The 15,496-nt window shown below is 63.5% G+C and carries 13 protein-coding genes and 1 tRNA gene; 9 read left to right on the forward strand and 5 right to left on the reverse strand.

Annotation, left to right across the window (positions count from 1 at the left end):
* Positions 1-3 precede the first annotated feature (3 nt).
* Positions 4-1,668 carry an arginine--tRNA ligase gene (gene argS, locus CGK93_RS15185; protein WP_089595550.1) on the reverse strand — a complete coding sequence of 555 codons (1,665 nt, stop codon included), beginning with the start codon at positions 1,666-1,668 and terminating at the stop codon, positions 4-6.
* Positions 1,669-1,885: 217 nt separating this feature from the next.
* Between argS and CGK93_RS15190 the strand changes: the two genes are divergently transcribed.
* From CGK93_RS15190 to CGK93_RS15215, 6 genes are all read left to right on the forward strand, one after another.
* The gene (locus tag CGK93_RS15190) at positions 1,886-2,377 is read left to right on the forward strand and encodes an FMN-binding protein (RefSeq protein WP_089595551.1); all 492 of its coding nucleotides are present in this window, start codon (positions 1,886-1,888) and stop codon (positions 2,375-2,377) included.
* A gap of 4 nt (positions 2,378-2,381) precedes the next feature.
* Positions 2,382-3,254, forward strand: a complete 873-nt coding sequence (locus CGK93_RS15195) for an FAD:protein FMN transferase (protein WP_089595552.1) — start codon at positions 2,382-2,384, stop codon at positions 3,252-3,254.
* Positions 3,251-4,753, forward strand: coding sequence for an FAD-dependent oxidoreductase (locus CGK93_RS15200; RefSeq protein WP_089595553.1), 1,503 nt, complete (start codon positions 3,251-3,253; stop codon positions 4,751-4,753). Before CGK93_RS15195 ends, CGK93_RS15200 begins: the two co-directional genes overlap by 4 nt.
* Before the next feature lie 122 nt (positions 4,754-4,875).
* Positions 4,876-4,948: transfer RNA gene (locus CGK93_RS15205), tRNA-Arg, on the forward strand.
* Positions 4,949-5,126: 178 nt separating this feature from the next.
* Positions 5,127-6,143, forward strand: coding sequence for a M4 family metallopeptidase (locus tag CGK93_RS15210; RefSeq protein ID WP_089597494.1), 1,017 nt, complete (start codon positions 5,127-5,129; stop codon positions 6,141-6,143).
* Positions 6,144-6,221: 78 nt separating this feature from the next.
* A complete protein-coding gene (locus CGK93_RS15215; RefSeq protein WP_089595554.1) occupies positions 6,222-6,524 on the forward strand; it encodes a protealysin inhibitor emfourin in 303 nt (100 codons plus the stop codon).
* A gap of 31 nt (positions 6,525-6,555) precedes the next feature.
* Here CGK93_RS15215 and CGK93_RS15220 read toward each other — a convergent pair whose 3' ends face one another.
* Entirely contained in the window at positions 6,556-7,524 is a 969-nt protein-coding gene (locus CGK93_RS15220; protein ID WP_089595555.1) for a GlxA family transcriptional regulator, read from the reverse strand.
* Positions 7,525-7,605: 81 nt separating this feature from the next.
* Between CGK93_RS15220 and CGK93_RS23865 the strand changes: the two genes are divergently transcribed.
* The 3 genes from CGK93_RS23865 (at position 7,606) to hrpA (ending at position 12,929) form a co-directional block, all read left to right on the forward strand.
* Positions 7,606-7,776: a hypothetical protein gene (locus CGK93_RS23865; protein WP_198318235.1), complete on the forward strand. Its 171-nt coding sequence runs from the start codon at positions 7,606-7,608 to the stop codon at positions 7,774-7,776.
* Between the two features lie 193 nt (positions 7,777-7,969).
* Positions 7,970-8,962, forward strand: coding sequence for a helix-turn-helix transcriptional regulator (locus CGK93_RS15225; RefSeq protein ID WP_089595556.1), 993 nt, complete (start codon positions 7,970-7,972; stop codon positions 8,960-8,962).
* A gap of 13 nt (positions 8,963-8,975) precedes the next feature.
* Positions 8,976-12,929, forward strand: coding sequence for an ATP-dependent RNA helicase HrpA (gene hrpA, locus CGK93_RS15230; protein ID WP_089595557.1), 3,954 nt, complete (start codon positions 8,976-8,978; stop codon positions 12,927-12,929).
* A 61-nt stretch (positions 12,930-12,990) separates the two neighbouring features.
* Here the strand turns inward: hrpA and CGK93_RS15235 are convergent, their stop codons facing one another.
* The 3 genes from CGK93_RS15235 to CGK93_RS15245 are packed head-to-tail and all read right to left on the reverse strand — an operon-like array spanning position 12,991 to position 15,469.
* Positions 12,991-13,419, reverse strand: a complete 429-nt coding sequence (locus tag CGK93_RS15235; RefSeq protein WP_089595558.1) for an HIT family protein — start codon at positions 13,417-13,419, stop codon at positions 12,991-12,993.
* A complete protein-coding gene (locus CGK93_RS15240) occupies positions 13,416-14,564 on the reverse strand; it encodes an NAD(P)-dependent alcohol dehydrogenase (protein WP_089595559.1) in 1,149 nt (382 codons plus the stop codon). Before CGK93_RS15240 ends, CGK93_RS15235 begins: the two co-directional genes overlap by 4 nt.
* Positions 14,561-15,469, reverse strand: coding sequence for a sulfurtransferase (locus CGK93_RS15245; RefSeq protein ID WP_089595560.1), 909 nt, complete (start codon positions 15,467-15,469; stop codon positions 14,561-14,563). Before CGK93_RS15245 ends, CGK93_RS15240 begins: the two co-directional genes overlap by 4 nt.
* Between the last annotated feature and the right edge of the window lie 27 nt (positions 15,470-15,496).

Here is a 15,496-nt window from a genome sequence, read left to right on the forward strand (position 1 = left end):
GCCCTACATCCGTTCCGGCGCCGAGACGCCCAGCAGTTCGAGTCCGTTGGCAAGTACCTGGCTGGTGGCGTCATTGAGCCATAAGCGCGTGCGGTTGACGTCAAGGACGGGATCGTCACCCTGCGGCGACACGCGGCAGGCGTCGTACCAGCGGTGGTAGGCCCCGGCAATGACTTCAAGGTGGCGTGCCACGCGGTGTGGCTCGCGCAGCTCTGCAGCCTTGGCCACGATGGACGGGTAGCTGCCGAGGTAGGAAAGCAGCTCGTTTTCCGTGGCGTGGTCCAGGAGCGATGCGTCGAAGGCATCCACTCCATCAACCTGGCGCTCTACACCGGCTTCGGCAGCGTTGCGCGCCGTGCCCCGGGAACGGGCGTGGGCATACTGCACGTAAAACACCGGGTTCTCGTTGCTGTGCTTCTTCAGCAGTTCCGGGTCCAGTGTCAGGGGCGAGTCCGCCGGGAAGCGGGCCAGGGAGTAGCGGACGGCGTCCTTGCCGAGCCAGGAAATGAGGTCCTTGAGCTCGATGATGTTGCCGGCACGCTTGGACAGCTTTGCGCCGTTTACCGACACCAGTTGGCCGATGAGGACCTCGATGTTGACCTCGGGATCATCGCCCGCGCAGGCCGCGATGGCCTTCAGGCGGTTGATGTATCCATGGTGGTCAGCACCAAGCAGGTAGATCTTCTCAGTAAACCCGCGGTCCTTCTTGGAAAGGTAGTAGGCAGCGTCCGCGGCGAAGTAGGTCGGTTCGCCATTGGCACGGATCATGACGCGGTCTTTGTCGTCACCGAAGTCGGTGGTGCGCAGCCAAACGGCACCGCCGTCGTCGAAGACGTGGCCCTGCTCGCGAAGACGGGCAACGGCGGACTCGATCGCACCGGCGTCGTGCAGTTCCTTCTCCGAGAAGAAGACGTCGAACTCTACGCCGAAGTCCGCCAGGGTCGTCTTGATGTCCGCCATCTGTGCCTCATAGGCGGCGGAACGGATCACAGGGAGGGCGGCCTCGTCCGTCAGTTCCCGGATGCCGGGGTGTGCGTTGAGGACTTCGTCGCCGAGTTCTCGGATGTACTCACCCGGGTAGCCACCCTCAGGGACGCCGCGGCCGTGCAGGCGGGAAAGGACAGAGTTGGCGAAGACATTCATCTGCGAGCCGGCGTCGTTGATGTAGTACTCAGCGGTGACGTTTGCACCGGAGGCGCGCAGGACCCGGGCAATCGCATCCCCCAGTGCTGCCCAACGGGTGTGCCCAATGTGCAACGGTCCGGTGGGGTTCGCGGACACGAATTCCATGTTAACCACGCGGCCCGCGAGCGCCTGGTTGGTTCCGTAGCTGGCGCCGGCCTCAACAATGGCCTTGGCGAGGGCACCGGCGGTGGCGGCATCCACGGTGATGTTCAGGAAGCCTGGACCAGCGATTTCGACCCCGGTAACACCGGGAATGCCCTGCAAGTGGTTGCTGAGGATGCCGGCGAATTCGCGCGGATTCATACCGGCCTGCTTGGAGAGTTGCAGGGCGATGTTGGTGGCCCAGTCTCCATGATCCCGGTTCTTGGGTCGCTCCACTCGCACGGAATCGGGCACGGCAGATTCCGTCAAGGTAATTTCGCCGGTAGAGACGGCGTCCTTAAGGCAGGCGGATATGGCAGCAGAGAGTTCTTCGGGAGTCACGCTTCTAGCCTACCGGGGGCCCGCAAAGTCGCGGAATTGGGGGTCGCTTATGTGGACAATCCGGTCACAGCCTGCACACAGGAACGACTCGCGGGTGGCACAGGCTGAACCATTACGCTGAATTCAACGTTGTGAAGGCGTAGGAGGTGGCCTCGTCCGTCATCCCGCGAGTACCAGTCCCATGACCATTTCTTGTCCAGTTGAAACGAGCAGAACCATGACTACGCCACTCCGCAAGAGCATTTACGCCGGAATTGCCGGCCTTTCCCTCATAGGTGCCGTGGCGGGCTGCGCGCCATCTGCGCAGTCCCCGTCCGCTGAATCCACGCCGGCTGCCGAGAATGGCGGCCAGGCCAGCACGTCCAGCCCCACTTCTTCCTCTACCGCGTCCGGCTCCACTGCCGCGGGCACCTCGGCATACAAGGACGGCACCTACAGCGCCGACGGCACGTACACCTCTCCCAACGGCCAGGAGACCGTGGGCGTGGAATTGACGCTTGCCGGTGACACGGTGTCTGCGGTCAACATCACCACGCACCCTTCGAACCCCAACACCAAAAAGTTCCAGGGCGAGTTCGCCAGCGGCATTTCGGCGCAGATTGTTGGCAAGAAGATCGATGAACTCAATGTCTCCAAGGTGGCTGGTTCCTCCTTAACGTCCGGCGGGTTCAACGAAGCCGTGAAACAGATCAAGTCCCAGGCCAGGTAGCACCATGCCGCGCGCGGACTGGAGCTCCTTCAGTTTTGACGGCATCGGGACGCACTGGGAGATTTCGACGCCGGAGGCACTGGGACCCGCGGTGCGGCACCAACTGCTGGAAACAGTCAGTGACTACGACACGACGTATTCGCGGTTCAGGCCGGACTCCCTGGTGTCCGGCCTGTCCCGCGGACCGGGCAGGATCACTTTGCCCGGGCATGCCGCAGCCCTTCATGACGTCTACGCCGCCCTGTATCGGCTCAGCGGGGGCGCCATGACCCCACTCATCGGCAGCAGCCTGGAACGGCTTGGCTACGATCCCGGTTACACGCTGGCCCCCTCCGGGAATCCCCAGGCCCCGCCACGCTGGGAAGACGTCCTTGAGTGGACGGACACGGCCCTGACTGCCACCGAACCCGTGGTCCTGGACATTGGGGCCGCGGGAAAGGGGCAGCTGGTGGACCTGCTGGGCGGGGTCCTGCAGTCAACCGGCCATTCTGAATTTTTGGTTGATGGGAGCGGCGACATGCTCCATGCGGGCACCCATCCTGTGATGGTCGCCTTGGAACATCCCTATGATCCCGGCCAGGCCATTGGCACTGTTGAACTGAACAATTCAGCACTCTGTGCCTCGGCGTCCAACCGGCGGGCCTGGGGCGATGGCCTGCACCACGTCCTGGATGGGACCACAGGCAGGCCCATCCACACCACGGTGGCTACGTGGACCATGGCTGCGAGCGCATTGGTGGCGGATGCGTTGGCCACTGCCCTGTTCATGCTTGAACCGGCCCAATTGCAGGATGATTTCGATTTCTCCTGGATCAAGGTGTCCTCCAGTGGTGCCGCCACGTATTCGCACCGTTTCGAGGGGAGACTGTTCACATGATTGCCGCTAAGTCCCGCGTAGACACCTGGTTGGGCCGCTTCACGATGTACCGCTTGATTCTGTGGGTGCTGGGCGCGCTGGTGGCCTACAGCATGCTCCTCAACATTCTGGGCTGGCTGACGTTCGGCCTCCCGGAGATGCTGGTGCATCTGGCGCTCTGCCTGGCGGTGACATACGTGTCCAACCGGCTCCTGGCGTTGATCTTCCGCGTCAAGCCACATACGGAATCCTCCCTCATTACGGGATTGCTGCTCTATTTCCTGTTCTGGCCTGCCTTCGGAGTCACTGACATGACAGGCGTGGCCCTCGCCTGCGTGGTGGCCAGCGTCTCCAAATATGCGCTGGCCTTCCGTGGGCGGCACATCTTCAATCCGGCCGCGGCCGGGGCGTTCGTCACTGGCCTGACCGGGTTGAACATCGCCACGTGGTGGGCTGCGACCCCCGCAATGCTCTGGCTCCTGGTTCCGGGTGTGCTGGTTGTTCTGTACCGCACGCGAAAAATGTTGATGGCCACGGTCTTCCTGGTGGTGGCTGCCGGCATCATCACGGTGGAGCTCCTGAGCCGCAGCATGACGTTCGGACAGGCACTGTGGCAGTCCTTGGCGCAGAGGCCTCTGCTGTTTTTCGTAGGCTTCATGCTCTCGGAGCCGCTCACCCTCCCTCCCCGCCGCTGGCAGCAGTTGGCGCTTGCCGGTGTGGTGGGTGTTGTGTTTGCGGTTCCCTATAACTTCGGCTTTGTTGCCAACTCCCCCGAACTCGCGCTGTTGCTGGGTAACCTCCTGGCCTTCTTCCTGGGCCAACGGGGCGGGGTGGAGCTGACGTTCAAGGGTTCGCGTGCCCTGACTCCGGGCAGCACGGAGTTCAGGTTTGAGCCGCAGCGCCCGGTGCGCTTTGCTGCCGGCCAGTTCATGGAGCTCAACCTGCCGCACCGGGCTTCCGACGGCAAGGGCCGCCGGAGGGTCTTCAGCATCACCAGCGCCCCGGGCGCTCCGGAAGTGACCTTTGGAGTTGGCACGGCCGAGCCGCTGTCCGCGGCAAAGAAGGCGCTGCTGGCTTTGAAGCCCGGCGACAAGCTCTCCGCCACGGCCGTAGGCGGGGACTTTGTTCTACCGCGCGACGCCGGCAAACCGGTCCTGCTGATCGCTGCGGGCATCGGTATTACGCCTTTCCTCTCGCACCTGTCCGCTGACGGCGCGCCTCGCGACACCGTGGTGATGTACCTCGCCAAAGGCCGCGATGAGTTGGCCGGCGTGGAGCAGCTGGAAGCCTCCGGGGCCAAGGTGATTGCCCGGCTGGCGGACGGTTCGGCGCCCCCGGCGTTCATGGTCGACGCCGGTGCTGCCAGAATCGACGCGGAGCGCCTTAGGGAGCTGGTCCCTGACGTTGCGGATCGCGAAGTTTTCGTTTCCGGCTCACCAGCGAGCGTCGATTCGCTGCGTGCCGCTGCCCGCTCTGCGGGGGCGCGCCGTATCCACGTCGATTCGTTCGCCGGGTACTGATGCGAAGGGCCGGTCCGGATGGTCCAAGGCAGGGATTACCGCCGGGGCGTCGGGTTTTCATTTGCGGCGCTGTGACTGCTAAGCTCTAGGACGTCCCACCGGCAACGGAGGGAACCCTGGATGCCCTCGTAGCTCAGGGGATAGAGCGTCTGCCTCCGGAGCAGAAGGCCGTAGGTTCGAATCCTATCGAGGGCACAACGAATACCCCGCCAGTGAACTGGCGGGGTATTTTTGTGTGCCGGTGCCGGCTATCAGTTCGGGGCTTGCCGGTCGTACACCGCAATATTGTCGGCAGCTGCTTTTAGGCTGAATCCAGTTGGTCTTTCCGATAGCCAAGGGGTTTGCCGTGATGTGCTCGATCGTTCCTCCGTACATGCTTCGCAAGATTGCCGCCCAGAGCGAGCCACGGCTGCGCGCCGTGGCCAGGGCAGCCAAGGAGTCGCTGCTGCACATCAAGGACCTGCAGGCCATCCGCACAGCACCCATCCCGGCGGCGCCGCCCAGTGCCCGCCAGGCAAAGCCGGGCCCGCCCAATCGGACCGTTTTCGATGCCGAATCTGCAGAGACCCTGCCCGGCCGTGTTGTCCGTAAGGAAGGCGCCGGGCCCGTTGGGGACGTGGCGGCCGATGAGGCCTACGACGGCCTTGGCAGCACACACCGTCTGTATGGGGAAATCTTCGGCAGGGACTCCATCGATGATGCGGGCCTCGCCCTCGATGCAACTGTCCACTACGGAAAGCTCTACGACAACGCCTTTTGGGACGGATCGCAAATGGTCTTTGGCGATGGCGACGGCCAGATCTTCCAGCGCTTCACCAAGTCCGTCAGTGTCATCGGCCACGAACTCGCCCACGGGGTGACCCAATACACGGCCAACCTGGCCTACCGGAACCAGGCCGGTGCACTCAACGAGTCCATGTCTGACGTCTTCGGTGTCCTCGTGGAACAGTACCTGAAGCAGGAGTCTGCGTCGAAGGCCAGCTGGCTCATCGGTGAGGGTCTTTTCACGGACCAGGTCCAAGGCACTGCCCTGCGCTCCATGAAGGCACCGGGCACCGCTTACGACGACGACGTGCTCGGCAAGGATCCCCAGCCGGACTCCATGGACACCTACGTGCGCACCAGCGCGGATAACGGTGGGGTGCACATTAATTCCGGCATCCCCAACAAGGCTTTCTACGTAGTGGCCTCGGAACTCGGTGGCAATGCGTGGGAGGCGCCCGGCCAGATCTGGTACGGGACGTTGACCAGCGGCTCCCTCCCCGCGACCTGCACCTTTGGAAAGTTTGCGAAGACCACCGTGGCTACCGCCGAGGAACTCTTCGGCTCAGGTTCCGCGGAGCATGACGCCGTCCTCAAGGCGTGGGAGACTGTGAAGGTCAAGGTTTAGTCGGTTGGCGGACCGGGCAGCTTGGTGCGGTCCCGCTGGCTGACTGACGAGGAAACGTCGAACGAGAAGCAGCCGGCCATGAGGATCACCGTCCAACGCAGTGGGGGAATTGCAGCGATGACGCGCGTCTGGAGCGTGGACGCAGTCTCCCCCGATGACAAGGAACGATGGGTTCCGATGGTTGAGGCTTGCCCTTGGGAGGAAGCCAAGAGCCAGTCACGGGCGGCCAACCAACCGGACAGGTTCATGTACTCCATCAGGGCAGGCCAACGCCGGGCCACCCTCCCGGACCGCGCCGTCACCGGGCCTTGGCAGGAACTGGTGGAATGCGCCAAGGCCGAGGGCTCTGAGTCCCGCGGCCGCTTGGGAAGCCGACGCTGAAAGCCCGGGGTGCAGTGAACCCGGCGCGCCCTTAAACAGCCTCCGCCAACTGCCCACGGAACGCACGACGATAACTCTGCGGGCTGGTATCCAGCACCTTGGTGAAATGGTGGCGGAGCAGGACGGAATGTCCGAACCCCGCTTCCCTGGCAATTTCGTCGATGTTCAGCTCTGTGGTCTCCAAGAGCTCCTGGGCCCTGAGCACCCGCTGCGAATTCAGCCAGGCAGCAGGAGTAGTTCCCGTCTCTGCCCTGAAGCGGCGGGCGAAGGTCCTCGGCGACATGTGGAGGCGGGCCGCCAGCTCGTTCACGCTGTGTTCCTCGTCGAGGTGCTCAACCATCCACCGGAGGAGTTCCTCCATGGGCGCCGATCCGCAGCGCGGCATGGGCCGGTCGATGAACTGGGCCTGGCCGCCATCGCGGTGCGGCGGAACCACCATGTCCCGGGCAATGGCAGCAGCTACGTTGGCTCCCAATTCGACGCGGACCAAGTGGAGGCAGGCATCGATCCCGGCCGCTGTGCCTGCGCTGGTAATGATGGTTCCGTCCTGCACATAGAGGACGTTCTCGTCCACGATGGCCCCGGGGTACCGGCTGGACAGATCCTGTGAATAGTGCCAATGCGTGGTGCACCGCCGCCCTTCCAGCAATCCAGCACGGGCCAGCGCGTAGGCCCCGGAGCAGATGGACATCACCCATGCGCCCCGTGCGTGGGCGGCCCTCAGAGCCTCCATGACCGACTCGGGGATTTCCTGGTCCCGGCCGAAAGGCGCCATGATGACGAGGTCCGCATCGGCGGCAGCTTCCAAGCCCAGGTTGACGTGGAGGGACAGTCCGGACTTCATGCGGATATCCCCCGGCTCCGGCGCACATACCCGGAAGTCGAAGGCCGGGACTCCGGCGCCCCGATCCGATCTGTCGATCCCGAAAACTTCGAAAGCCGTGCCGAATTCGAAGATCGAGAAGTCGGGAACAACTATCACTGCCACTGATTTCAACATATCTCCAGTGTGGCAGAAAATTATCTAAATGGGGCATTTCTGCCACTGTTTCTTGACGTTCCACAGGAGCAGGCTGGAGACATGGAAATCTTCGGAATCATCCTCTTCATCGTCCTCATCACCGCCGTCGCAGCCACTGTTTCAGCCCTGCTGAAGGATGGCCGCGGCCATAACCCGCCCATCCAGTCCAAGGAACCCTGGAGCGCTTTCGACGCTCCCAGCACCCCGTATTGGAACCCGCGCATCTACTAGGACATGCCGGGCCACTGCACACCTTCGGAAAAACCAAGCCTGCCAGCCAACACCGGCAACCCAGATTGTCCACCCGACGCCCGCCCGTTCACGGAATTCTGCGCAGATTCCCCGAACGGCGGGCGTCCCTATGCCGGCCACCTGTGGCGGAACGGGCATCCATGCCGATGCCACATGGACTAGATTCACTTGCATGATCCAAACCTCTGCCCGCCTCCTCCAGCTGTTGTCACTGTTGCAGGTGCGCCGGGAATGGACGGGTCCAGCCCTCGCGGACCGCATGGGCGTCACCGAGCGGACCGTGCGCCGCGACGTCGACAAGCTCCGTAACCTGGGATATCCCATCCACGCGTCCCCGGGGATCGCGGGCGGTTACCAATTGGGGGCCGGCGCACAGCTGCCGCCTCTGCTGCTGGACGACAACGAAGCTCTGGCGGTTGCCTTGGGCTTGAACTCTGTAGCCGCGGGGCCCGTCGCCGGTATTGGCGAGGCCTCCGTTCGCGCCCTGGCAAAGCTGGAACAAGTGTTGCCTTCCCGGCTGCGCCCGAAGTTCGCCATGCTGAAAGCAGCAGTCACCACCCTTCCCAGCAACGCGGCCACGGTTGATCCACAACAGCTGACGGTGGTTTCCGCCGCGATATCGGATAAGCGCCAGATCTCTTTTGACTACGTCAAGTCCGACGGCGAATCGGCACGTCGCCTCGTGGAACCCTACCGTTTGGTGGACACCGGCCGCCGTTGGTACCTGGTGGCCTGGGATGTGGAACGGGAAGACTGGCGGACCTTCCGGGCCGATCGTTTTGCTTCCCTGCCGTCCGAACGCAAAAAGTACCTGCCCCGCCCTTTGCCTGCCGAAGACCTCGCAGCCTACGTGCAGCAGTCCATCACCCGTTCCCCGTACAGGTTCGACGTCGTGGTGCGGCTCCGCGCGCCGCTCGCGGAGGTGGCCGCCGTCGTCAGTTCGCAGTACGCGACGCTGACCGCTGACGGTCCAGCAGCAACCATCCTCCGTTCCGGATGGGACAACCTTGCCGCACCGGCCGCTTATCTTGCCGCGTTGGACATGGACTTCGAGATCCTGGAGCCGGAAGAATTCAGGTCCTTCGCCCGGCATCTGTCCCACCGGCTCACTGCGGCGGCGGGGACTGTGACGGACACAGCGGACGCGGAACCGCGGCCACAGTAGACTGGCAGCAGCCATGACACTTCATATTTCCTACCCCGCTGAGCTGCCCGTATCCGAGCGCCGCGAGGATCTGATGGCGGCCATTGCCGCAAACCAGGTGACCATCATCGCCGGCGAGACCGGTTCCGGTAAGACCACCCAGATCCCCAAGATGTGCCTCGAACTTGGCCTTGGAGACAAGGGCCTGATCGGGCACACCCAGCCACGCCGCCTGGCAGCCCGTACTGTCGCAGAACGCATCGCCTCGGAACTGGACGTCGAAATCGGCCAGGAGGTGGGCTTCCAGGTCCGCTTCACCGGAGAGGTCAGTGCGTCCACCAAGATCAAGCTGATGACCGACGGCATCCTCCTGGCGGAGATCCAACGGGACAAGCTGCTGCGCAAGTACAGCACCATCATCATCGATGAAGCCCATGAGCGCAGCCTCAACATCGACTTCATCCTGGGCTACATCAAGCGCATCCTCCCCCAGCGCCCGGACCTCAAGATCATCATCACCTCGGCCACCATCGATCCCCAGCGCTTTGCCAAGCACTTTGGGAACGAGGAAGACCCGGCGCCCATCATTGAAGTTTCCGGCCGGACGTATCCGGTGGAGATCCGCTACCGGCCGTTGTCCCAACCTGCCGGCGGGGATGAGGACACCTCGGACGATGAACTCGAAGAAGACCGGGATCCCCTGGATGCGGTGTGCGACGCGGTGGACGAGCTCGCCAAGGAGGCTCCCGGCGATATCCTCATCTTCTTCTCCGGTGAACGCGAAATCCGCGACGCCGCCGAGGCCATCAACGGCCGCATCCAGAGCAACCGTCGCCTCGCCGGGACAGAAGTTCTGCCACTTTTTGCACGGCTGAGCCTGCAGGAGCAGCACCGGGTCTTCAATCCGGGGGGCAAACGGCGCATCATCCTGGCCACCAACGTTGCTGAGACGTCGCTGACCGTCCCGGGCATCAAGTACGTGATCGACACCGGCACCGCACGTATTTCGCGCTACTCCCACAGGACCAAGGTCCAGCGCCTCCCGATCGAGCGCGTCTCCCAGGCGTCGGCCAACCAACGCTCAGGGCGTTGCGGGCGTGTTTCCGAAGGCATCGCCATCCGTTTGTACTCGGAGGAGGACTTTGATTCGCGTCCACTGTTCACGGACCCGGAAATCCTTCGAACCAACCTCGCCGCGGTCATCCTCCAGATGACCGCCATGGGCGTTGCCCGCAGTCCCAAGGACGTGGAGAACTTCCCCTTTGTGGAGCCGCCGGATTCCAGGGCAATCAACGACGGCGTGACGCTCCTGCGCGAACTCGGTGCCTTGAGTTCGCCCAAGTCCGGAGACGCAGGAGCGGGTGGCCGCAGCGGCAGCGGCCTCACCGCCGTCGGACAGAAACTGGCCCAGCTGCCCGTTGATCCCCGGCTTGGCCGCATGATCGTGGAGGCAGGCAAGCGTGGCTGCGTCCGCGAAGTCATGATCCTGGCCGCTGCGCTCACCATCCAGGACCCCCGCGAAAGACCGACGGACAAGCAGCAGCTGGCCTCGGAAAAGCACGCACGCTTCCGCGATGAGATCTCGGATTTCACGGGCTTCCTCAACCTGTGGAACTACATCCAGGAAAAGCAACGCGAGCTGTCCTCCACCCAGTTCCGCAAGCTCTGCCGCAACGAGTTCATCAATTATCTGCGCGTCCGCGAGTGGCAGGACCTCTTCACCCAGCTCCGGCAGCTGGCAAAGCCACTGGGCATCGCGCTGGACAACAAGCGTGAAGCCGATCCTGTGGGCAACTATGAGGGCATCCACATCAGCCTGCTCTCGGGGTTGCTGAGCCACATTGGGCTCCTTGATGAGCGCAAGCGCGAATACGCCGGTGCGCGTGGCAGCCGCTTCGCCATCTTCCCCGGCTCGGCCTTGTTCAAGAAGTCTCCGGCTTTTGTCATGGCAGCGGAACTGGTGGAAACCAGCCGCTTGTGGGCCAGGGTCGCCGCCAAGTTCGATCCCCTGTGGGCTGAACAGGTAGCCCCCGACCTCGTGAAGCGGTCCTACAGCGAACCTCACTGGTCCTCGCGGCAAGGCGCAGTCATGGCGCACGAGAAGGTCACCCTTTACGGTGTCCCGATCATTCCCAACCGCCGGGTCAACTACGGACGGGTTGATCCCGAGCTCTCCCGCGAACTGTTCATCCGCCACGCACTGGTGGAGGGCGAATGGAAGACCCATCACAAGTTCTTCCACCGCAACCGCGCCCTGCTCCAGGAAATCGAAGAGCTCGAGACCCGCATGCGGCGCCGCGACATCCTGGTGGACGACCAAACGCTCTTCGAGTTCTACGACGCACGCGTGGGCAAGGAAGTAGTCTCCGAGAGGCACTTTGATAAATGGTGGAAGGACGCCCGGCAGGCCGATCCCACGCTGTTGGACTTCGACCAATCCCTGCTGATGAGCGAAGACGCAGATGCCTTGGACGACTCCGCCTATCCGAAGACCTGGCTGCACAAGGGCTTCGAGCTCCCCTTGAGCTACGAGTTCCATCCCGTGGCACCGGGGTCTGCGCCCAACCCGTCGGACGGCGTCACTGCCGAAGTTCCTGTGCTGTTCCTCAACCAGCTGGACGACGCCCCGTTCCGTTGGCAGATTCCGGGCCAGCGGGTAGAGCTGGTCACTGCCCTGATCAAGTCGCTGCCCAAACAGGTACGAAAGAACTTCGTCCCGGCTCCTGATGTGGCCCGGCAGGCAACCGCGGCACTGGAAACGGACTTTGACCCCGCAACCGATGAGCTGGAGCCTTCCTTGGAACTGGTGCTCCGCCGGCTCCGCGGACACGTCATTCCGCCCGGTTCCTGGAACTGGGATGCCGTACCGCCGCACCTCCGCGTAAGTTTCAAGGTGGTGGACAGCAAGGGCAAAGTCCTGGACGAAGGCAAGGACCTCGCTGAACTCCAGGAAAAGCTTGCCCCCGCCACTCGCCGCGCCATCGCCGAGTCGCTCGGCGCCACCCCGGCCACCACGGCACCGGCCAAGGCCGGTAAGGGACCGGGAGCATCCGCCCTGGCGAACGGTCAAGGGGCTGCTGCCACGGCTTCGTCTACCGGCAATCCCGATGGCGTAGTAGCTGAACGCAGCGGAATCACTGAGTGGGACTTCGGGACGGTGGAACGGCAGGTAACGCGCACCGTCAAGGGCCACGCCGTCACCGGCTTCCCTGCGGTGGTTGATGAAGGCAAGTCCGTGGCCCTGCGGGTCTTCCAGACCAAGGCCGAACAGGAAGCCGCCATGCGTGGCGGCGTCATCAGGCTTCTGGCCCTGCGGATTCCGCCTCCTGACCGCTACGTGCTGGAGCATCTCAGCAATATGGAGAAGCTGACGTTCAGCCAGAATCCGCACGGATCTGTCAGTGCCCTGATCGCGGACTGCGCTCTGGCCGCCATCGACAAACTGACGCCCCAGGAGCTGCCTTGGGACAGGAAGTCCTTCGACGCGTTGTATGAAGTAGTCCGTGCGGAACTGATCGATACCGTGTTTACAGTGACTGCCGTCGTCGAACGCGTTCTGGCGAGTATGCGGCGCATCCAGAAGGCGCTGAAGTCCAACGCCAGCCTGCCGCTGATCAGCGCTCTCAACGACATGAAGTCCCAGCTGGAGCAGTTGGTCTTTCCCGGCTTTGTGGCACGGACGGGCTACGCGCAGCTCAGCCAGTTGCCGCGATACTTGCAGGCGATCGAGAAGCGGCTGGAGAAGCTTCCCGGCAACGTACAGCGGGACGGCTTGAACATGGCGATCGTGCAGGCGCTGGAGGATGACTATGACGACGCCGTGTCCGCCCTTCTCCCCGGTCGCCGCGCGGGCACTGAGTTAACACGGGTGCGCTGGATGATCGAAGAACTGCGGGTCAGCCTTTTTGCCGTAGAACTCGGAACCGCCTACTCCGTCTCGGACAAACGCATCCGTACGGTGCTGAACCAGGCGCTCGCCCCGGCCTAGCATCGATCAAAAAACCCGGCGGCGCTGATTCAGCACCGCCGGGTTAACTTTGTTGAAGGTCTCAATCCTGCGGGACAACATCCCCATGCCCGGCCGAACGCAAGGCAGCACGAAGCTTCACGGCAGTGGCATCCATGACGGCGGGATCCGGATTGTGGTCCACGTTGTGGATCTCGAAGTCTGCAGTGGAGTAGGCCGGCCACACGTGGACATGCAAGTGGTCCACCTCAAAGCCTTCCATCAGGACGCCTACCCTCTTGGCGTCAAACAGGTCCTCCTGGACCTTGCCGATGCTTTGCGCAACATCCATCACCTTGGCCAGCAGTTCGGGACGCGCGTGGGTCCATGAATCTACTTCTTCACGCGGTACCACCAGCGTGTGCCCTTGAGTCAGCGGTGCAATAGTCAGGAAAGCCACCACTTCCTCGTCCTTCCAGACGAAGCGGCCCGGAATCTCCCCGTTGATGATTTTGGTGAACAGTGTGCTCATGCGTCTGCCCTTTCGGATGGGTCCTGGAGTGTTGAGGTGTCCAGCACGAAACGGTACTTCACGTCACCGGCCACCATGCGGTCGTACGCCTCGTTCAGCTGGTCGGCCCGCACAATTTCGATGTCGCTGACAACACCGTGTTCCGCACAGAAGTCCAGCATTTCCTGAGTTTCCTCGATGCCGCCAATCAACGATCCTGCATAGGCGAGCCGGCGGCGGATGAGCAGTCCGGGACTAACGGGCGGCATCTCATCCGCGGGAAGGCCCAGCTGGAAGAGCGCCCCGTCCAGGCGAAGCGTGCGGAAGTAGGGGTTGAGATCGTGCGGTGCAGCAACAGTGTCAATAATGACGTCGATGCTCCTGTTGGCGGCTTCCATGGCCTCGGCATCCTTGGACAGGACCACGTGGTCGGCGCCCAGCTCCCGGGCAGCGTCAAACTTGGATTCAGAGGTGGTGAAAACTGTGACCTCCGCCCCCATGGCCTTGGCAATCTTCACTGCCATATGTCCCAGGCCACCCAAGCCCACCACGCCCACGGCGTCGCCTTCTTCCACTTCGAAATACCGCAGCGGAGAGTAGGTGGTAATCCCGGCACACAGCAAAGGGGCTGCCGCTGCCGCGTCCAGGGCCTCGGGAACACGCAACACGAAGCGCCGGTCCACCACTACCGACGTCGAATAGCCGCCTTGGGTGATGGCGTCACCGTGACGGGGGTCTGCGGCCCCATACGTGCCGATGTTGCCCCGCTCGCAGTATTGCTCCAGGCCTTCAAGGCAGCTCTCGCATTCGCGGCAGGAGTCCACCAAGCAGCCGACGCCGACGTGGTCGCCCGGCATGAATTCCTTCACGGCGGAGCCCACGCGGGTTACCCGGCCAACAATTTCATGGCCCGGAACCAGCGGGTACGGAGGAACCCGCCATTCGCCGCGCGTCGCATGAACGTCGGAGTGGCACAGCCCGCAATACTCAATCGCGATCTCTACGTCATCTGCGGTGGGTGCCCGCCTCGCAAGGGTCAGGGGCACCAGGCCGCTGTCCGGGGACGTGGCACCGTACGCTGCAGCCAGGGTGGTGCTTCCGGTTTCACCGGTGTCCATGGTGATGGGTTTGGCAAGGGGCGGGGGCACGGGGCGTCCTGGAGTCATGATCCGACGCTACTCCCGGCAGCGGCGCTTCTGCCACTCGGTCCCACGTCGTCCCCAGAGCTTTCCTCCAACGGCGCACTGCCCACTGCCACCGGGTTGCCGGAGTTGTTGGACCACTGCGAGAAGGATCCCGGGTACAGGGCGGCCTTGTATCCGGCGATGTGCAGCGCCACTATTTCATGGCTCGCTGTGACTCCGGAACCGCAATAGACCGCCACAGTGGACGAGCCATCCACGCCCAACGCCTCGAAACGGCGGCGGAGCTCTTGGGCAGGCAGGAATGTTCCGTCGGGTGCGAGGTTCTCCGTGGTAGGGGCGCTCACGGCGCCGGGGATGTGCCCTGCCCGCGGATCAATCGGCTCCACTTCACCCCGGTAGCGCTCCCCCGCCCGGGCATCGAGCAGCACTCCGCTCTGGTGCCACTGCGCGGCTTCGGCTTCGTCGATGGCCGGCAGGCCTCCCTCGCCCAGGGAAACACTTCCGACGACGGGCCTTACTTCACCTGCCTCCACCGGGTGACCGCCGGCGCGCCAGGCGGCGAGGCCGCCGTCGAGCAGGTAGACAGATTCCAAGCCCGCATTTCGCAGCATCCACCAAACGCGGGCCGCTGCCATGCCCCCGCTGTTGTCGTACGCAACCACGGTATCGCCGTCGTTGATACCCCATTGGCGCGCCGCGCCCTGGAACCGTTCGGTGGAGGGCAGCGGATGCCGGCCCTGGCCAGGCCTCGCATGGTCGGCAAGCTCTGTGGGGAGGTCCACGAACACAGCGCCGGGCAGGTGACCCGCCAGGTACTCGCTATGCCCGTCCGTCCTGCCGAGCACCCAGCGGACATCCAGAAGCACGGTCCGCTCCCCTGAATCGAGGCGATTGCGCAGTTCGGGGGCACTTATCAGCGTGGACATCTTTTCTCCTTCAATTCCTGCGGCCTG

The sequence above is a fragment of the Arthrobacter sp. YN genome, assembly GCF_002224285.1.
Taxonomy (GTDB): domain Bacteria; phylum Actinomycetota; class Actinomycetes; order Actinomycetales; family Micrococcaceae; genus Arthrobacter.